This window comes from Marinifilum sp. D714 (assembly GCF_030851345.1).
GTDB lineage: Bacteria > Bacteroidota > Bacteroidia > Bacteroidales > Marinifilaceae > Marinifilum.
Map to the genome: position 1 here is coordinate 35,331 of NZ_JALPNU010000022.1, position 20,586 is coordinate 55,916.

Sequence of the window (20,586 nt, forward strand, 5' to 3'; positions counted from 1 at the left end):
TGAGATCCTGAATTGCGCCAGAGGCTGAATTTTCAAATTCTTGATAGACTGGCGCAAGAAAAATATCCTAGCCCAACAATATCCATAAAAAAATCCTTCCGAATATCATCGAAAGGATTTGTAGCACCATGTATCTTATCAGTTATTCTCAAAATTTTCAATAATGTGAGTTAATCGTTCAATTTTATTTTCAAAATCTAACTGCTTTATTTCTAAATTATTTATCATTTGATACAAATTAGCCGAATGATTACCTAAATCAAAACTCATGTATGATTTTACCGCCCAAACTTCTAAAATATCTTCCTGATTTATGGTTTTTATTGGATAACTAGTATTATCACTCTTCAGAATTAATTGATTACGTTCCTTCAAGCGATTTAAAACCCTTTTCACCACCACACCCGACTTAAGCACAACAACATATACTAATCCATCCTTTATTAATTCGACATCATCAACTGCCATAGCAAAAACCCACGAACTATTTGTTAAAGTGGGTTCCATACTATCGCCAGAAACTTGGAATCCTCTAAAAGTGGCTCCTTGAAATTCAGGGCGTGGTATAGAAAATGCAGGTTGTTGTTCCAGATATTGGGCGTTATCAATATTTTCAGGATATCCCGCAGATGCTCTTACATCCAACATTAAAATATTCTCCCTGTCATTACTATCAACTGTAATACACTTAGGAATTACAGACTGATTGTGCTGATTACTTAAATCATATTTTGCTTCTATTCTCGATTTATTCTTGAAGGGTTCACCTTTGCCTGTCAATAGCCATTCAATGCTTACACATTCAAACTTTCTTGTAATATCAGAAAGAATATCAAAGCTTGGTTTATTTTTGGCGTTAAGTACATTATATATTTTATCAGCACGAGAGTAGCCTAGAAGCCTTGAAAATGCCAGTGGACTATAGCCAAGTCTGGTTATAATCAATTCAAATCTTTGACTGTAATCATTATTATTATGACTCATGAAATTTATTTTGATTTTGCACAATACAATTTTTATTGTATGTTTGTACTAGTTTATTGAGCAAATATAGTAAAAATAAAGACCTTTATCAAGAAAAATAAGTGTATAATCAATAGTGAATCAGGCAGTAAGATTCCTATTAGATTATATAAACAACTGATTAGCAAGGAATGAAACAATTTTATTCGATTACAATAATTATCGTAACCGAACACAATAATAATGCATAATTAAGTGAAATTAAAAAATGTCAAGTATATTTTTTCGCTAGTTATTTATAGTAACGAATACATATTTATTAACAATAAGAAATAAAACAAATGACTACAAACAGATTAAGTATTTAAAAGAAGAAGCATATTGTGAAGGTTATTATAGAAATGCTTATTCATAGACTGATGTTTATAATCTACCTGAAGGAGCACAAGGAAAAAATATAACATTCGAGATTTTTCAATCAAAACACCCTATGGTTTGTTAAAAAAACGGATAACCCAATTTAAGAAACTTAATCCTAAAGGTTATGACCTTTTATGACTTTCTTTCGAGCTCATTATATTCCAGATAGAATCACGATTAACATTAATCTAAATTATTTTATGAATATTGTTACAATAGTAATATATCAAAAAAATCTAATGCGGCTAGCTTTATTCTTAAAATAAGATTAATAAACTCACCTATATCGCTACAATAAATTAAAACCTAAAGACTGATTTACAACTATTTAAACTTACATTGAACATGGGATACAATAAACGAAATTTACTAATAAAGATAATCGAAGTACAAAATATTTATGTAGAGCATTCCAAGAGAGGAGCAACAGGAAAATGGATTTTTAATGAACTAATTCATCCAAAGTTCAGGATTAGCAGAGCTACATTTTACAATTACCTTGGAACAAATGCAAAAAAGGAACTAAAGGAATTAGATGCAAACAATAAAGGGAAGCTTGTTTCTAAAATTAGCTAAAGTATTAGGTTTAAAATTGTGGAATTCCGGTTATTGATCTAATCATTAGCCGGGATTTAAAGGCTCATCAGAATTGTCCTTAATTTTAATATCTCAACAAATATCTTATTGATTTTTCTATGTCCATCAATACTTAAGTTTGAATTAAGTATAAAGCAAGAATGGCATACTAATATAAGGCTGGATAATATGGTGTTGAGATTATATACTGAAAAGCAAGGATTTTTTTATCTGAATCCAAAGCCTCCAATCTATTAATTGTAATCGGACCTGTCTCTTCACTTACAACATTACGAAGAAGTACAGGTAACTTTTTCAATAACTTGAAATCCGTACAATCCGAATCTTCCTTTTCATCTATTTTTTTCTCAAAAATCACCTTTAAGGTAAAAACCATTTCTCCTATTGGATACTTGTCATTCGGACAAGGATAATCTATCGATCTAAGTTTGAATAAAACAAGTGGCAAGACATTGTTTTTATAATCACTTCTTTCAAACTGATTAAGATCCCACTCATAGTTTAATTGAGGTAGGAAACCTTCTTCTACAAACTTTTCAATAGATTTTTTAATTGATAAATACAACTCTTCCATAATTATTAACTTTTTAATTTATTAATGCACATTAACTCCTAACCCATACGCGAGTAAAATCAAAAAAAACAAACATCTATTTTTTATTATGATTTTTATTTATTCCTCTTGGCACATTATTACCTTTTGCCGAAACTAAAAACTATACCAACTATTTTATTGAATAAATATGATAAAACTAATAGAAGCTTCAAGAAAATAGTCTAATGATTAGACTATTACATACAACTGTTATATAGTTTTTTGGAGCTACTCAAAATGATTCACAACTTTGAAATCGAAACAAGGAAAAAGTATTTTATTTATCTAGAGTTTGCCTTATAAATTTAAAGAAACAAATTCAACCTCTATAAAGGATAATGGGATTCAAGAAAATCAATTCTTATTTTATGTATATATTATCTTGAGTTTACACTCTAAATAAACCCAGAATAAAAATATAGAACCAATACATAAAACAAAGGCAAACCAATTAAATCAAATCAAAAATGGACAGAAATATTATTGCCAAAATAATTAACGAAACAGCAAACAAATCGGAAGAAGATTTACTACGTAGCCTGGAAAAAAAAATTAAGGCCGCAGATAGTGCCGGTGACTTCAAGGCACAGGCAGATTATTGGAAAGAACAATATCAAAACTTACGAAAACAATGTATTCGTGCCTTAAACGGCAAAAATGGCTTAAAACGACTAAGCGAGATTCTTGAGGAAGATGTGTACACATTAACAATTTAAAAATATAGCCAATGGAAAAAAAAGTAAACATTACACTTGGTCAGGTTTTGTCAATGGCTTTAACTGTTTTTATTATCACCCTTGGGGGTTGGATTAACATGAGCGGAAGAGTAAAAGCTCTTGAAGTAGAAACAGATATTCGCATTAGGCAATTAGAGACACAAGTGCAGAAAAACAGGGACTATTTTCACAAAATTCTGGATGAAGTACAGCAGGTGAAAATTGTTCTTGAGAACAAAAAAGACAGGGAGAAATAACAATGACATTCACTTTTAGCAAGAGGTCATTGAATCGACTTGGGAAAGTTGATCAGCGATTACAGCAACTAATGCATAACACGATTACCTTAAGTCCCATTGATTTTGGAATACCTGAATATGGCGGCTTAAGAACCGAAGAAGAACAACAACAATTGTATCAAAAAGGCCTGTCGAAATGCGATGGCTACAAGATCAAAAGCTATCACCAAACAGGAAATGCAATTGACATCTATGCCTATGTAAATGGCAAGGCCTCCTGGGACAAGATTCACCTGGCAATTATCGCCGGAGTAATTCTGGGAGAAGCAAATCGAATGAAGCTGAATATTAAGTGGGGTGGCACATTTGGTAGTGACACATTTAAAGGCTGGGACATGCCACATTTCGAGCTAAGTACAGTTTAAATTATCAATCATGGGATTTTTATCAAGCAAACGATCAGAAAAAATAATTGACGGAGCCATTAAAGGCATCGATGCCCTTTTCTTTACCAAAGAGGAGAAAGCGCAGCAATCGTTAAAAGTTGCCGATGCTCAAATGCAATTCCTCAAGACAACTCTAAGTGAAAACTCGGCAAGATCATTAACCCGCAGATACCTTGCCCTGGCAATAGTTGGTGTATTTCTGCTCCTTATACTGGGAGCAGGCCTTGCCTACCCTATGAACCAGGAATACGCAAAATTTCTGTTCCAGCTGGTTGGTGCATTAAACACACTGGTAATGATGGTGGCCGGATTCTTTTTCGGAGCTTACATGATTGGTTCGCACATTTGGGGAAATGGGCGAGCAAGAGAAAAAACAAAGTAATCACCAAAGGCTAAGTTCTTAGCAACAATGGCACAACAAATTCATTAAAAATTGAATCCCTCCCTTCTTCGATGAAATGATTTCATCAGTGCCATTACTTGCATGCCACTCAAGCCAATACCAAATTATATTGGTATTCAACCAAAAATGTGGCATGCAAGAAACAATTAAATATCTACTGGAAAAAGTACATACCACTTTCGGCTAAAAAAATAGAATAATGCAAAATGCAGGTAGCGACGGAAAGTTGTATGTTTTTTTCCTAAGTGGATATGATCCGGATATTCAAAAATCTTCAGATAAGGGATTATTAATTAAATGCAAGTAGCATTAAAAGATATTAATTATGGATATAAAAAATTTAATAACAAACAACGCCATTTTAGCCTTGCTCCTGGAACAACAGGAGATTGAACAAGTAAAGCAAGAAGTTGGCCTTGTTCCTGGTGAAGATGGGTATGAAACACATGCCGGAAAATTCTATACCTCTGCCGATGTCATTACCTTAAGAGAAAATGCAGACTTTGGCCTTGGTTCAACCAGTTTTACCGGGTTGGTAGCTAAAAAATACGATGGAATTAATGATGGGCAATTGGTATTTGATGCCGATGGATATGCTCGTGTAGGTGATAAAGGTAGCCTGCAAATGATTGCCACTCGTGAGGATGCTCCTTTAAGCAATGGAATTGCATTCTATGACAACGATACCCGTAAATTTAAAACCAAAGCAGAATCTATCTTATCGGTAGCACAATCGGTAAATGCCAATAAGTTGGATAACATTGAATCATTCCGTTACTTAAGAAATGACATCAATAATCCAAAACTAAGGGTAAGTGGCGGATTAACATTTACCTTAGAGGCTGATTCCGACAACTCAAACGAATCTGATAATGTTTCATTCATACTATCTCAGGATGGTGGCGGAACAACAGCCACTCTAGGCTTAAACAGTTCAAACGACCTTTACCTTAATCATGGTAGCAAGCAGGTGTTCAAATATGACGAAGGCAATGAAGATGTAATATTCAATTCAACCATTCATTCCTCGGCAAAGTTCAACAAAACAGTATTGTATTCGCCAGAAAGTACAACTGATATCATGAATATCCGCAGGTATGGAAAAGATCATACGGTACTAAACGTGTGGAGTCCTCCTCAAGAAGCATGGGGAGGTGCCAAAGAATCTACTTTATCATTGGTGCGAGGTAATCTCAACGAGTATTTTATGGACATCTACAATATGGATTACGGATTGTCCGATCATGGGAATTATCTGGATTATGGAAAGCCGGAAATGGGAATTAGACTCCAGAAAAGAGGAAGCGGAACCTATACCCCATTCTATATTGAGTATGGAGATGGAACCAAAGAGTTTAAAGCAATTACAATCCTGCCAAATGGTACAGATACAGTTAACCATACTTCGGTAGAACTAAATAGATTAATTGCTAATTACGATGGAAACAGAAAATTCGAAACGACTTCAGAAGGCACTAAAACAACTGGTAATCACACCATTTTCAACAACAATGGACTTGGCGAAATAGGTTGTAAAAATAGCTCCTGGTTTCATTTTGAAACAGACAGACCAGCCTTTTATTTCAATAAAAGTATACATGCAACAGACCGTTTTGCTGTTTATGGCACGAACACCTACCTGGCTAACGGAATGTTAAAATTGAATTCAAACGATTGGATCAAACATACCGATGCTGTAAACGAAGGTTGGGAAATTGTTACTGACGGAACAAAAGATTTTGAAATTCTTAGAAATATAGGAATCATATCGCATAGAGATACTACATTTAAAGGTACTATAGGAACAGCTCCGTTTATCTCTGGAATTGGAGGCAAAGGAACCTGGAGAATATCACAAAATGCAAACGCTGAATTTGATAACCTCGATTTAAGAGAAGGCCTAACATGCAATACTTTCACCAATAATAAAATTAATATCTCAAATGGTGATTTAATTGTATCAGATACGGATACAATTGAGTATGTAGCTAGTAATATATTATATTTTTCAAAAGAGCAACCATTTCGAGTAGGTGATATTTTAAGATGCCAGGGCTCAAGCTCTCCCGGCAACATTAAATCCTACTACATTACAGTAGAAAGTGAAGGGACATCCCAGAGTCGAACCGATGATGAAGGTGAATTGATGAAGTATATCACATTCACGGAAAAAACCGGTTCTGGTACAATTGAAATTGGAGACATTCTACTAAGATGGAACAGTTCAGATACGGATGGAAAAGGATTACTTTATTTGAGTTCCAGCTCTAATTACGCTCCATTTTATGATGTGATATATGACGGACAAACGAAAGCCAGATTCGGACGTTTGGATGGAATTACCAGTTCAACAGGTAAGGTTCTTTCAGGCTATGGCTTGTGGGCACAAAACGGATACTTTGAAGGTTGGCTGAATGCCAAGGAAGGTTTAATTGCAAATTGTACCATTAATTCTGATTCTGTTTCTACTCCTGGATGGACTTTACATTCCAATGGTTCAGGAAATTTAGCCAATGGTGCTATTGTGTGGGATAAAGATGGAAAAACTACACTGGGATCAGGTGTTACGCTTCAGTGGGAACATCTTAGTGCAGAATCACAAGCCAATCTTGTTGGACCACAAGGAGTAAAAGGTGATCCGGGTAATGATGGAGTGACTACATACACCTGGATAAAGTATGCTGATAGTGCGTCAGGTTCAGGTTTGTCAAATTCACCTATTGGTAAAGAATACATTGGTTTTGCATATAATAAAACATCAGCCACTGAATCAAATAACGCTGCTGATTATTCATGGTCTTTAGTTAAAGGAGACAAAGGGGATACAGGAGTGAAAGGTGACTCTGGTGCAGATGGTGTCACAACCTATACATGGATTAAATATTCTGATTTTGCTGATGGAACAAACCTTTATGATACGCCAAATTCAAACACCCTATACATCGGAATTGCCACTAATAAAACATCTTCGACTGAAAGCACCAATAAAGCAGACTACAAATGGTCTTTGTTTAAGGGTGATAAAGGCGACAAAGGAGATCCCGGAACCAATGGTGTAAATGGACAAGATGGTAGAGATGGAAAAGACTCCCCAGTACTATATTTCAATACTGAATCCAGAACCTTCCCTACGCGGACTAATTATGCCGGTGGTACCAAATATACATTTACTTCTGCCTGGGCTGGTCCTGCTACCATTTGGGTAAGAGCAAGAGATGCTGAAGGTGCCGTACATTGTGGTTTAAATTCAGCTGACATTGGTACCATGAACGGTCCGAATGAGACAATATTGTGGTATAAATTTGATTGCACCTTATTAGCCGGGTCAAATGAAATTTCAATCTGGTCAACTACAGAAGATGCAGGTTCAATCTATGAACTTATCGTTAAAGCTGAGCCAATAAAGAACACCTATATTGATGCTACTGGCTTATATACTGGTACGATCTCAGCAAATAAAATCAATGCAGGAACTTTAAGCGCTGACAGAATTGGTGCAAACTCAATAAGCGCAACAAAAATCAAAACCAATGAGTTGGTTGTTGGCGATAATATTGCTATGGGTTCTAACGCTACAATAAGCTGGAATAATATAACAGATACATCTAGTTTAACTACTGGAATATCTAACGCCCAGGATGCAGCAGATAGTGCAAATTCTTTAGCAATTACTCTTAGAGATACTCAAGGAATGGCATACTCTAAAACAATTACTGTTGGAGGAGATGCAAGATATTTCTATCCTGTTATCATTAAACACGGTAATCAATATGTACAAAGACGTATCGTTGTTAGAAGAGGCTATAATGAAACTGCTCCTCATAATAATACATACTGGAATAACTCCACGACTCACTTTGGAGCTTTAGGACTTGACATTAGAGCTAACTTTGGAGGTTGGGGTGGCACTACATATGGTTGGACTGTCGACGACTTGAAACAACAGTATAACACTGGTTATGGTGGTTGTTTCGGCGGAGCAGAAAATTGCATGCACCAGATGGGTTTTGCTATTTTCCTTAGAGGTGGTGGAGCTGTGTACCATTTATATTCAGAACAGACAGTAGATAATGCACAGGTATGTTTAAGTCAGGATAAAATCTATGACCATTCTAATGACAGTTATGATGCTTATGCCCCAGCACCTAAGGATAGCTCCAGTTTAAGCGTTAGAAGTGCGATTACAGCCTTGATTACAGCACACAGAAATGTGGATGGTAATCTAGCGACAACAATTACTAATGACACGCTCACAACCACTAATGTTATTGCTACTAACTTAAAAGTAAAAGCTGCGAACATTCAAGACAAGCTGTCAGCAGATAAAATAGATGTGAGTACATTATATGTAGGTACAGGTGGTATTAGACTAGATAATTCAGCTATTATAAGTTGGAATAATATATCAAGTAAACCAAGTATACCTACAGTCACATCAGTAACTAACGCACAAAACAAAGCCAATGACGCTTACATTAAAGCTGTAGCAGCGCAGAGCGAATTAGACGATAAAAATGATACTTGGGTAACTACTTTGACAAGAAACACTATTACTACATCTTATCTAAATGCTCAAGAGATAACATCATTAGGAGCTGTAAATGCAGGTAGTTTTAACATCAATAATAAATTTAAGGTAGATGCTAATGGTTATTTAACGTCGACTTCTGGTACTATTGGTGGCTTTACCATTGGTGTAAACAACTTAGTTGGAAATGGAGAAAGAGACATCTATTATACATCAGGATCTGGTTCGACAGCAGGATCAACAAAAAAAGTACAAACGAAAATTGATATTAATAAAAATGAAGCAAATATCAGATTAACTCATTCATCTACAAGTGGTGTTTTATCTGGAGTTGCGGAGTTAGGATCAGATGGAATACTATGTAATAGTGCTGGTAAGAGATGTGTAAGTGCCACAACTGGACTTGATTATCGTGCATCCGTTGTAGGATTAGGTTTTGGTTCGATGAGTTCTAGAACCTATGGTAGTCAAGAGTATAATATGATGTGCGGTGTGTTCGGACTTGGAAGTAATTCTGCCTCTTCACCTTGCCCTACATACGGAGGATATTTTACTGGAGGTGGAGTTTATGCAAGCCGATTAGTAGTTGGTTCATATACTAGTACAGGTAGTACTTCTTCTGGTAGTCCAAGTACACTAGATGCCAGCAAATATAGCTCATTTATATTAGGCTACTCATCATCCAGACGATACTACAAATTAACCAATGGTGTTGAAGGGCAAATCGTATACCTATTCAACCGTAATGATAGCGCAAGTGCTTATATACAAACTGGAGTGCTAGCAGATAATTGGGAATATGAAGTACAAGGTGGTGTTGGACTTACCCTAATGTATGTTACAGACACATTCTATGGAGGTACTGTTTCTGGTGATCGCTGGGTAATTGTTGGAAGATACGATCAAAATTGGTAACAGATTTATCAACACAAAAAAATCTAAAGTTATTCTCTATCAACGATTTTATTGATACACACAAACTACCGAATTCAATCAATTAGAAACATTTTACAATATGCTAGCTCCAATATGTTAATGTGCTGGCTTAACCCAGAAATTTAAAAAAATGAACCGAACAAGTATATTTTAATCATGCATATTACACAGCGAAGAATGATTAAAATTTCTTGGTAGGTCCATGTAACAATTAAAAGAAAATTTAAACACATGAAAAACAAAAATTTGTACGAGTTAAAAGAGGTAATCAACCGTGTTAACAAGAAGGGAAACAACAAGTTCAAATTGGCCTTGCTATTGAATGAAAAGATGATTGATGAACGCATTGAGTCCATTGACAAATTGCGTGAACAATCGGAAGAATACAAAGCTTTTGAGCAAAAGAGACATGAATTGATTGCATCTCATGCTGAATTAGATGAAAATGGACAAGTGATCGTTTATTCACAACCTGATGGAAAAGGAAGTATTACAAATGATGGTTATGGCTACCCAAACATTGTAAAAGAGAAAAAGAAGTACGAAAAACAATTGACTGAATTGCAAGAAGAAAACAAAGAGGTAGTTGAAGCAGAAATTAAAAAACAATCCGATTTTGTAGAAACCCTTGATCAGGAAATAGATCCTGCCATTGAATTCAGCTCAATTCCTTTCGATGCTGTACCGGAAATCGAATATGAAGAAATGAAAGTCTTAATGCCTTTCATCGAAAAGTAAAAACAAACTAATGTGTTAACAACTAACACAACTTTACTATCCCTTAAATGAAGAAATGAATATCCGGATCTGAAATTTGAAATTACTTTTTCTTCTTTTCCCCAACAAGAAAGTAATACCATCTCATAAGCCTCTAACAAGGGATACAACTCAAACAAAATAGCATACCCTTAATTTTCAATAAATAAAATTGAAAATTGGCGGACCGACAGAACTGTATGCTGGCGGCCTGCCCGGGGTATCCTATGCTATAAATTGAAACATCAAATACTGCTTTTACATTGATCCTCAGCAGTATTTAATAAACAAATATCAATATGATACATGAAAAAGATATATTTGACGATTTAGGTCCAGGAGGAGAACCTGAAAGACTTGAACCTGAATCAGGTAAACAACACAGTTCGTTCATGATTACCGGTCGCGTGTTCGATCATTCCACTTCAGGCTTGGGCAAAGGCTTGTATGTGTATGCCTATCAACACGATTCAGATAAAAACCTGATCTACAGAAAAAAAACTGCCTGTAGAGCTGATGGTAGCTTTAGCATTCAGTTTCTTGCAAGCGAACTGATTATTAATAACAATCCAGACATCAACAATCCTGTTGAACTTTTCGTTTACCAGGGAGGCACACAACTTGGCCTGGTTGGAAATGGTAATGTAGAAATTAGAACCATACAACCCCTTTATCTAAAGAATCTGTTTATTGCTTCAAGATCATCGGTAAGTGGTGTTGTTAAGCGCCAGAACTATGTGAATGCAGCAGGTTGTCTTATTGAATTATACAGAGATGCTGACAACGACAGCTCTACTGCTACTTTAATTGATGGAGCAAAAGCTTTTACCAACATTAATGGAGAATATAAAATTCCCTATTATGGTAATGAAAAAAATGCTTTACGATTAAAATTCTATAATAATGAGGATGTTTTATCGGAATTCGCAAGTACCAATCCTTCTATTTTAGGCGATACCGCAACTGAAATTACGACAGAAGTAGTTAACGCAAGCGGCAATTACTCCGAAGGTGAGTGGTTCGAAGTAATCACAGAGACAAATAGTAAAATTTACGAATACGTTTCGAATACTTCTGAAAGTGGTAAGGTAAACGCAAGCTTGGTTTCATGGGTAGATGAAAGTACTCCATTGGAAAAGCTTTTTTACAGAAGAGTGTTCAATGACAGTAATCATAAATATTACCGGGTACTCGATAAAAAGGTAGTTTACCACTCCGATGGAAAAGCACGGGAAACCTACATTCGCATTCCGGAAAGTGTTACCTCCGGACAGATTACATTACACAATCATTATATCGAAACCTACAATTCCTACTGGTCTCCACAATTGGTAACAAGCAATCAAGAAGAGGAGATTAATTACTTATTTGAAACCAATACTCTGGACGAATACTCACGAATCATTAACCGTGAGGAAGAATTAATTCCTGCAAGCAATACAGCAGACAGCACCACCCCTACTCGTAGCTTAATTAAAGGATACAGTGCAGAAGAGACTCCATTTGTAGCCTCACTAATTGGTGTAAGCGAAGAGGATGTGCAGAACCTGAGCCAGGCTCGCGATTTTAAAAATCAGATGAAGTTGGAAGATTACGAAGCAATTCTGTTTGGCCTGGTCAACAAGGGTGTAAAACTGGATGTTGCAGTTTTCTTTAGCATGTCTGACAATACTTTACGTGCAAAAATTCAGGAAGCTATTGATGATCGTACGATTCCAACAAAGGACATTACAAAAGCTCTGGAAGACATTAGAACCAGACTACTTGCTGTGGTAGCCAAAGAGTTCACCGAGGTGTTCACAGGCATTGAAAGTGACGCTGTAAAAGCTGTTATGGCTGATGCTACAAAGAAAGATGCCTTCATCAAAACAATGGCCCAATTCTCTTATGAGAATACCGATTTAACAGAAGAATTAGAGGGTGATTTTTGGCAGGCATTGCCTTTTGATGCAAATGAAGAAGCACAATTGGAACTTGCCATTCAATACAGTGAGGTTTGCAATGCCAATGAGAAGTTTGTGAACCAGTTTTTAGTATTAAACGCAACATCTAATCTTAAAGAATTACTGCCTTTCAGTAATTTACTAAAGATGACTCGAACTGAAATTAAAAATAAAATAACTGCTGATGTATTGGCTTCTGATGATATGCCAGAAGGAATAACAACAGCAGAAGCTTACGCTAATTTTATTTACAATCAGATTGAGGATAAATTTGCTACTGAATCTCTTCTTTTTGATTTGGCACAACCGAATGTAGATTTCGCAATTGAAGGAGAGACCAATTTAACAACAATGTTCAATGCCTTAAGAGTCAAATTAATTGATGAAAGCATGATTAGCAGCGCTCATTTCTATGGCATTGTTGATACTGCCGGTTCCACATTTGACATTGAAAAAGGACCTGTTCGTGATTTCCTTAAAACCACCACAGTAGATAATGCTCTAAGTACATTCTATTCAAGTTTAGGTGCATACACTAAAGAAGACTTTATTAACTTCTTGACTACTATTCAGCGTGTGTACAGCATTACGTCTGAAGGTAAGTATGATACCATTAAAGCTTTAATAGATAATGCTTACCTATCGGCTTACGACATCGTAAAAGCTGGCAGAAAAAATTTCATCAATAAAATGAATGCTGTTTTAGAGGATGAAGTATGCCTTAAGTTATACAGCACTGCCGAGTACAAAGTAAATAAAGCACTTGCCATTTTAAACAAATATTCAGGAAGCGCCAATTCGGGAATGCCTGTTATAGTTAAAGACAAGAAACTTTCATCCGACAATAAAAGTGAGGTTCAATTGTTGAGCTTGCCTGAAATGTCAATTCTTTTTGGTGATCAGGATGTAACAGATACCAAACATGGTGAATCAGTATTAGGACCGGCTGCTTATTTAGTAGATGTACTAAATGTATTGAAACAATTCAAAGTAAGTGATACCGAGAATGAAATCACTTTATACGAAAAGCTGATCAAACGTCGTCCGGATATTGCAGAAGTTCCATTGAACTGCACCAATGCATTAACTCCTTTACCATACATCGATTTGGTAATGGAAATATTGGAAAATGCAATATATCATCATGAAAATGGAAACTATTCAATTGATAAATGGGACACCACAAAAACCGAAGAACAGCTAAAAACCGATCCTGAATACACACAGTATTCCGTGTATGATAAAATCAAGAAAAACACCATCAATTCATGGCTATCGAAACCTTTCGATTTGTTTAGTGAAGAGCTAAAGCTGTTTGGCAAAGCCTTGGGAATTAATAGAACCAAACTGGCCGAACCATACTACAAAATGGTTGAAAATGCGGTAAATCCATATTTCGACGTTTTGGGAATGACCAGTGAAGAACAGGTACTTTTCCCTGAAAACCCAACAAATACAAACACTGTACTTGACTTTGTTTTCGATACTGTTTTTGGAGAAAATCCTAATCCTGCAGCACCTACTAAATTACCTGTAAAAGAATTTATTGAAAAGTCAGTAATGACACTTGATGAATTCTATGCCTTGATTGCCTCCTACTACGTAAATCCATACGTAACAGATGGTGAAAACGATCAACGCTTTACCATCCACTACAGTGGAAAACAGGAATTGAGTACAGCTTTTCTTGATTTTGGCTCAACCGACAGGTTGAAGGCATTCTTAATGCGCATGTTCCAATTCCGCAGATTAATGATGCTTACCGAATGGTCGACTCCTGTATTGGATGCAATTTTACTATTGAATCCGGCATACAAAGCCTACTACAAAACCATTAACAGCAACAATCAACTGATTACTTTAGCAGCAGCAGAAAGAATCGGTTATGCGAAAATGCAACAGGAATATCTTGGATTGTCCGACAATCAGATTGCATGTATATTCGGTAAGGCTGTTGTATTGGAATACAATAATACCACATCTTTCATCAACCAAAACTTTATTGACAATGATTTGCCAAAAGAGCATAAAGAAACATTAAAAGAGTGGTTAACCATTGGCGATGAAAGCGGAGCTCCTTTAAATGCTGCAGCTTACAATTCTGAAGGCGAAGCCCATGTATTTATGGAATATCTGCAGGAAGCAATGAACCTAACTGAAGAAGAGCTATTGGCCCTTTCAAACTTCCTGGAGCAAAATACCGACAAAAAGCCAAAATTAACTGCAAAAGGTATTCAAAATATGATCACTGCCTGGCAGTTAGCCGAAGGATATGGTTTAAAAATTGAGGAATTCCTGGCATACTGTAAACTCATTCAGTTTGATGTTACAACAGATTTAGTTAAAAGCGTAGAAACACTAAGCAATGTTCAAAAAACCGTAATTGCCAACCAAACGAATGTAATGGAATTATTGTTCCTTTTGCAACATTTCGGAAGTGCAGACGAGTTAGAGGAATTTGAGAAGAAAGCAAAGAAAATTGTTGCTAATATTCTTGACAAAAAAGATGAGTTAAAACCAGAACTTGAAGAAGGTAATGATAAATTAACCTCAGATCAGAAAAAAGACTGGGCAAATGCCTTAAAGCCTGTAATTGAAGAACAATTGAATCTTACCACAAAATTGGAATTAGCATTCGTCTCAAAGGTACTGGAACAAAAATCCATTGATGGTAAGGATCTTGCCAACTATACAGCAGATCCGGGAATTGATGAGGCTTCCGTTGTAGAAACCAAGCTGCTTTCTGCTATCAAGTCTTGCCTTAAAAGTTTGTCTCTTTCCGAGGAAATGAACATTAACCTGGAAGATTTGGCTCACATAGATAGCAGTCCTGTAAACATCTTTAACTTGCCTATGGATTCTGCGCAGCCAGTTTCCTACGAAGATTTCGCAAAACTTGCTGCGATTTGCCAGGCCAAGCAATTTCTTTTGGATGGGAAGAATGGATTTGACTTTTACAATCAAATTCTTTCAACTGATAAAGCGAACCTTACTCTTTCAAATTATATCGGCTGGCATGCTATTCTAACAGACTGGCAACACAATGACGAGTTGGAAACCAACAAGTACAACAGCAACCTGAAATGGTTCCTGCAAGCTGGAGAAATCAATCAGTTTTTAAACAGATATGGCATTCAATCTGCCGATGCACTGAAACTGATTAAATGGAACTGGACCGATCTTGCGGAAGCAGAACAATCAGTTAAAAGCATTGCCAAACTTGCTCAGGAAAAAGCCAATACTGCTGTTTACAAGGCAGAAATGAGTACAGGACGCGACCAGCTTAGAATGAAGCAGCGAGATGCACTGGTACACTACCTGTTTGAGAAAAAGAGTGAACAGTTTACAGATATCTACGATCTGTATTCCTACTTCATGATTGATACTCAAATGACACCAGCTGTTGCAAGCAGCCGTATTCTTCAGGCAACATTAACAGTGCAGTCCTTTATTCAACGTATTCAACTGGGACTTGAAACCGACATTGCATTCACCAAAGAAGATGCCAAGAAATGGGAATGGATGAGCTTGTATCGTGTGTGGGAAGCCAATCGTAAAATCTTCCTGTATCCTGAAAACTGGCTGGAACCTGAGTTGCGCGACAACAAAACCCCATTCTTTAAGGATTTGGAAAAAGACCTTACCGGGAAAGAAATTACCAAGGAAACGGTTAACGATTCCTACATGGATTACATTTCCAAATTCGAACAAGTGGCCAATATTGAAATCTGCCAGTTGTACAACGAGGAGCACAATAACTTCACTGTGCTGCATGTAATTGGTCGTTCTCGATTCGAACCTCGTGAGTATTTCTACCGCAAGCTGGTGAATGAATCCTACTGGACACCATGGGAGAAAATGGGCATTGAGATCAACAGTGAGCACATTGCTCCTGCCATTATTAAAGATCGTTTGGTAGCTTTCTGGCTGGAATGTAACGATGTAGCCAAGGAACCTAGCGATGATGATTTATCTGTAAAAAATCCATCGGAAGGATCAACCATTACTCCAAAACGTGCACAAAAGCAGTTGGAGATGAAGCTTTGCTGGAGTGAACTTATCGACAACAAATGGACTCGCAAACGTACTTGTGAAGACAAAGTATTGGTTGACAATTCAGGAACAGATCAGAAATATGATTACCGTCTGGTTTATGACAACGGCGATAGCAAGTACTTACACATTTTGAATGACCCAAAAACTTTCTTAGGCGAAAACAAAGGCCATAGCTTCTCCGTGGAGTGTTTCAATCATATTCACCTTACAAAGCAAGGAAGTTTTGTAGGCAAGGACTATGTAATGCCTCAAGGTATGAGTACCTATGGGCAAAAAGTGCAGATGAAGAATTCCAAAAAATGGTTGTCATTACCGGTAGCTGCTACCAATGGCATTGCCTATACCAACAATGTGGTTGAAAATAGTAAAGGACGCACCCGTTTGGTTTATCCTCATCAATACAAGCATTTCATCAGCAACGCTCCTTTTGTTGTAGAAACCAATCTACAATCAGTGGTATTCATTCCAAGAGTTAAAGCAGAACGAAGCTCAGTACTTTTGAAAAAAGTGATTCGATATACCTATACAGAACCTAAGTTCAGACCAATCAGAAGGTACTATCATCCTGAGCATTCATGTCGTAACCACGAAGACAGATATTATCGTGAAGACAGATACTATCGTGAAGAGAGAAATCATGACAGGTGGAGAAGAGATGAGCGTTGTGACTACAGAATGCCTCATTACTTCACCCATGAGCATGAGTTCATGTGCGTAATTAAAGAACCACAAATTAATAAGGAAGTTATTTATGAACCAGTGAATGCTGATCTGCTAATGGCAGAACCATTGACCTTCAAGCCTGAGATGATTGCCGGACTGGCTTATCATCCATACATGGAGAACTTACGTTCCAACCTGCAACGATATGGTATTGATGGAATTCTTGATCCTTTAGGCATTGCCCATAAAGATCACCAGCTATTGCCACAGCAAGCCAATACAGATCTTTTAAAAGATTTTGAATTGAACAACGAAGTGGTGAAAAATACACTGGAAGTTACAGAACCTGAAGACAACAAGAAGTACATCGCAGAGAAATTCGAATATGATTTAGCTGGTGCCTACTCCATTTACAATTGGGAGCTGTTTTTCCATATTCCATTCCTGTTGGCAAACCGTTTCTTGATTGAAGGCAATTATGAAGAAGCATTAAGATGGATGCATTACATTTTTGACCCGCGAGAAACTGAAGGTGAAGATGCTTCCAGATACTGGAAATTTAAGCCGTTTGCCGATTACAATGCTACAACTGGTATTGAGGATCTGTTATTCGACTTGAACATGAAAGAAGATCAGGATCCTTCGAATATAGAGTTGAACAAGCAGATTGAAATGTGGAGCAGCGATCCGTTTAAACCTCACAATGTAGCTCAGATGCGACCTGGTGCTTATATGAAAGCAGTAATCATGCGTTACCTGGATATTATTATTGCTCATGGCGATAACCAGTTCCGCATTGATACCACGGAATCCATCAACGAAGCCATGCAGTATTATATGATTGCAGCCCAGTTATTAGGTCGTAAACCTGAAGTTCTTGAAACGGAAATATTGGTACCTAAAACCTATGGTGAAATGAACAGCGATGGCATGGGCAATGCCATTGAGTACTTTGAGGAAGGATTGATTAAACCAGAAAATGCAGCCTACTTTGAAAAGTACGTAGAGTCAAATGAATTGGAAATTGCTTCGAAACCATTTAGCAAAGAGAAGGATCAAAAAGGAATGCTAACCGATGTATACGGAGCAATGGAACACGATGGTAATGTGGCCAAGCTTTACTTTGGCATTCCAAAGAATGACAAAATGCTTGCCTACTGGGATCGAGTAGCCGACAGATTATTCAAGATTCGTCATAGCCTGAATATTGATGGAATTAAGCGAACCGTTGCCTTGTTTGCTCCTCCAATCGATCCGGCATTATTGATCCGTGCACGAATGGCAGGCATTAAAATTGGTGAACTTTTGAATCCAGGCAAAGCCAACTCTACTGACTACCGATTCCAAACTCTTCTGCAACGTGCTTTGGAAATTTGTGGAGAAGTAAAATCATTGGGATCACAATTGTTATCGGCTCTCGAAAAAGGAGAAACGGAAAAGATTAGCGTACTTCGCACTCAGCACGAAAACAAACTGATTGATGAGATTACAAGTATCAAGACCAAAAGTGTAGAAGAATCCGAAGAGGCCATTGAACAACTGAAATTGCAACAGGAAAATACCCAGTTTAGGGAAAAATACTATCGCAAGAAGAAAAAGATTAGCGGTAGAGAGCAGCAGCAGTTGAATTATATGAATCAGGCAATGAAACTACAGATTCAATCTCAGGCTCTTCAACTTGCAGCTTCAAGCGCTTCCTTATTGCCAGATGTAGAAGCTGGTGCCAATGGCTTTGGAGGTTCACCATTATTTTCAATAAAATGGGGTGGAGAAAAGCTTTCTCGTGGAATGGCAATTATTTCGTCTTCTTTAAGTGTGCTAAGTTCAATTTCTAGTCAAAAAGGTACGAAAGCAGGTATCATTGCCGGCTACGAACGCCGTAAGCAAGACTGGAACTTCCAGGCTGATATGGCAAAGCGCGAATTGGAGCAATTGAAGCAACAGGAGTTATCGGCTGAAATTCGAAAGGCAATTGCCATTAAAGATTTGGAAAATCATGAGCTACAGGTAAAGCAAAATCAAGAATATTTTGATGTATTGAGCAACAAATTCACCAATAAGGATTTGTATTTCAGAATGGCAGATGCTATTACAGTTGTATATCGCGATGCCTTTAACCTGGCATTCGAAATGGCCAAGCAGGCAGAAGGAGCTTACCATTACGAGCTGACTCCTGACAAAGTAAGACAGCCATTAACCAATAACTTTTTCAATGCACAGGATAAAGGCTTACTTGCCGGTGAAAAATTGTATACAGAGCTTAAGAAAATGGAGGCCGATTACCTGGCCAATAACAAGCGCAAGTATGAATTGACCAAGCATGTATCACTAGCCATGTTGGATCCACAACAAATTTTAGATTTAAGAAGCAGTGGAACCTGTCAGATTGTAATTCCTGAAGTACTTTACGATTTAGATCATCCAGGACATGTAAAACGCCGAATCAAAAGCGTATCCTTAAGCATTCCTTGTGTGGCTGGGGCTTACACTTCCATATCAGCGAATTTAAGCATTGCCGATCAGAATGTGAAAGTGAAGAACATGGCAACCAGCAGCGCAGTTAGCGATAGCGGATTGTTTGAGTTGAATTTCAACGATGCCCGATACCTGCCATTTGAAGGAGCCGATGCAGCCAACGTTTGGAACCTGTCCTTGCCTACTGCCATGCGTCAGTTTGACTACAGTAGCATTAACGATGTTATCATGCATATCAATTATACTGCTGAAGAAGGATCTGCACAAGACAAAACCAATGCAGAAAACAATCTGATTACCAGTTTAAATCAGCTTACCGAAGGCAACAGCCTGGCTTCTATGTTCAGTCTGAAAGCACAATACCCTGAAGCTTGGGCTAAAGTAGGAAGTGAGAATGTAAGCATTGAGATTAAGAGGTCGCAATTGCCATTCTACTTGCAAGGCAAAACCATTGAAGTTGAAGCTGTACAAGGCATCAAATTGAAAGGTGAAACTCAGGATGATCCTATCATTTTAACAACAAATGGTTTAAACAGCAGCAAAGAATTGGCTGATAAGCTAACTGTAGACATATCAAGCAATGCAAACATTCCTGTCAGCGATGACTTTATGATTGTTATGAAATATACCATTGCATAGAGTAAGAATTCATTCTAGCAGCGGAATTTGAACTTCTCATTCTTGAATCAAATCATGCTGTAAGAAGTGTTTCCTTCCGGAAGTCCCGTCACCTAATTATACCGATAAATAATAATTGGTCTTACGAATCGCAAGGGCAACCTGCCCTTGCAACGGGACTTCCCTTTTAATTATGCAAGCAATTAGAGACTTGAATCATTTTTCATTACAC

The 20,586-nt window shown here is 37.1% G+C and carries 10 protein-coding genes; 8 read left to right on the top strand and 2 right to left on the bottom strand.

The window, feature by feature from the left end:
• Positions 1-138 precede the first annotated feature (138 nt).
• On the bottom strand, positions 139-984 hold the full coding sequence (locus tag M0051_RS15965) for a S24 family peptidase (protein WP_306742514.1): 846 nt from the start codon (positions 982-984) through the stop codon (positions 139-141).
• A 744-nt stretch (positions 985-1,728) separates the two neighbouring features.
• On the opposite strand from M0051_RS15965, the gene M0051_RS15970 reads away from it, so the two are divergent.
• Positions 1,729-1,959 carry a hypothetical protein gene (locus M0051_RS15970; RefSeq protein WP_306742515.1) on the top strand — a complete coding sequence of 77 codons (231 nt, stop codon included), beginning with the start codon at positions 1,729-1,731 and terminating at the stop codon, positions 1,957-1,959.
• A gap of 169 nt (positions 1,960-2,128) precedes the next feature.
• Here M0051_RS15970 and M0051_RS15975 read toward each other — a convergent pair whose 3' ends face one another.
• Complete coding sequence (locus tag M0051_RS15975; protein WP_306742516.1) at positions 2,129-2,554, bottom strand: hypothetical protein; 426 nt, start codon at positions 2,552-2,554, stop codon at positions 2,129-2,131.
• Positions 2,555-3,042: 488 nt separating this feature from the next.
• Here M0051_RS15975 and M0051_RS15980 point away from each other — a divergent pair, with 488 nt between their 5' ends.
• From M0051_RS15980 to M0051_RS16010, 7 genes are all read left to right on the top strand, one after another.
• Positions 3,043-3,291, top strand: a complete 249-nt coding sequence (locus M0051_RS15980; RefSeq protein WP_306742517.1) for a hypothetical protein — start codon at positions 3,043-3,045, stop codon at positions 3,289-3,291.
• Positions 3,292-3,302: 11 nt separating this feature from the next.
• Positions 3,303-3,548: a hypothetical protein gene (locus M0051_RS15985; protein WP_054715353.1), complete on the top strand. Its 246-nt coding sequence runs from the start codon at positions 3,303-3,305 to the stop codon at positions 3,546-3,548.
• Positions 3,549-3,550: 2 nt separating this feature from the next.
• Entirely contained in the window at positions 3,551-3,955 is a 405-nt protein-coding gene (locus M0051_RS15990; RefSeq protein ID WP_306742518.1) for a M15 family metallopeptidase, read from the top strand.
• Between the two features lie 10 nt (positions 3,956-3,965).
• Positions 3,966-4,358 (top strand): hypothetical protein, encoded by a 393-nt coding sequence (locus M0051_RS15995; protein ID WP_306742519.1) that lies wholly within the window; start codon positions 3,966-3,968, stop codon positions 4,356-4,358.
• 346 nt (positions 4,359-4,704) lie between these two features.
• Positions 4,705-9,822 carry a hypothetical protein gene (locus M0051_RS16000; protein WP_306742520.1) on the top strand — a complete coding sequence of 1,706 codons (5,118 nt, stop codon included), beginning with the start codon at positions 4,705-4,707 and terminating at the stop codon, positions 9,820-9,822.
• A gap of 252 nt (positions 9,823-10,074) precedes the next feature.
• Complete coding sequence (locus M0051_RS16005) at positions 10,075-10,581, top strand: hypothetical protein (protein ID WP_306742522.1); 507 nt, start codon at positions 10,075-10,077, stop codon at positions 10,579-10,581.
• Between the two features lie 317 nt (positions 10,582-10,898).
• A complete protein-coding gene (locus tag M0051_RS16010; RefSeq protein ID WP_306742523.1) occupies positions 10,899-20,375 on the top strand; it encodes a neuraminidase-like domain-containing protein in 9,477 nt (3,158 codons plus the stop codon).
• The last annotated feature ends 211 nt before the right edge of the window (positions 20,376-20,586 follow it).

Coding starts and splice junctions, on each gene's coding strand:
- M0051_RS15965 (WP_306742514.1), bottom strand. CDS start 984: ATGAGTCATAATAATAATGATTACAGTCAAAGATTTGAATTGATTATA.
- M0051_RS15970 (WP_306742515.1), top strand. CDS start 1,729: ATGGGATACAATAAACGAAATTTACTAATAAAGATAATCGAAGTACAA.
- M0051_RS15975 (WP_306742516.1), bottom strand. CDS start 2,554: ATGGAAGAGTTGTATTTATCAATTAAAAAATCTATTGAAAAGTTTGTA.
- M0051_RS15980 (WP_306742517.1), top strand. CDS start 3,043: ATGGACAGAAATATTATTGCCAAAATAATTAACGAAACAGCAAACAAA.
- M0051_RS15985 (WP_054715353.1), top strand. CDS start 3,303: ATGGAAAAAAAAGTAAACATTACACTTGGTCAGGTTTTGTCAATGGCT.
- M0051_RS15990 (WP_306742518.1), top strand. CDS start 3,551: ATGACATTCACTTTTAGCAAGAGGTCATTGAATCGACTTGGGAAAGTT.
- M0051_RS15995 (WP_306742519.1), top strand. CDS start 3,966: ATGGGATTTTTATCAAGCAAACGATCAGAAAAAATAATTGACGGAGCC.
- M0051_RS16000 (WP_306742520.1), top strand. CDS start 4,705: ATGGATATAAAAAATTTAATAACAAACAACGCCATTTTAGCCTTGCTC.
- M0051_RS16005 (WP_306742522.1), top strand. CDS start 10,075: ATGAAAAACAAAAATTTGTACGAGTTAAAAGAGGTAATCAACCGTGTT.
- M0051_RS16010 (WP_306742523.1), top strand. CDS start 10,899: ATGATACATGAAAAAGATATATTTGACGATTTAGGTCCAGGAGGAGAA.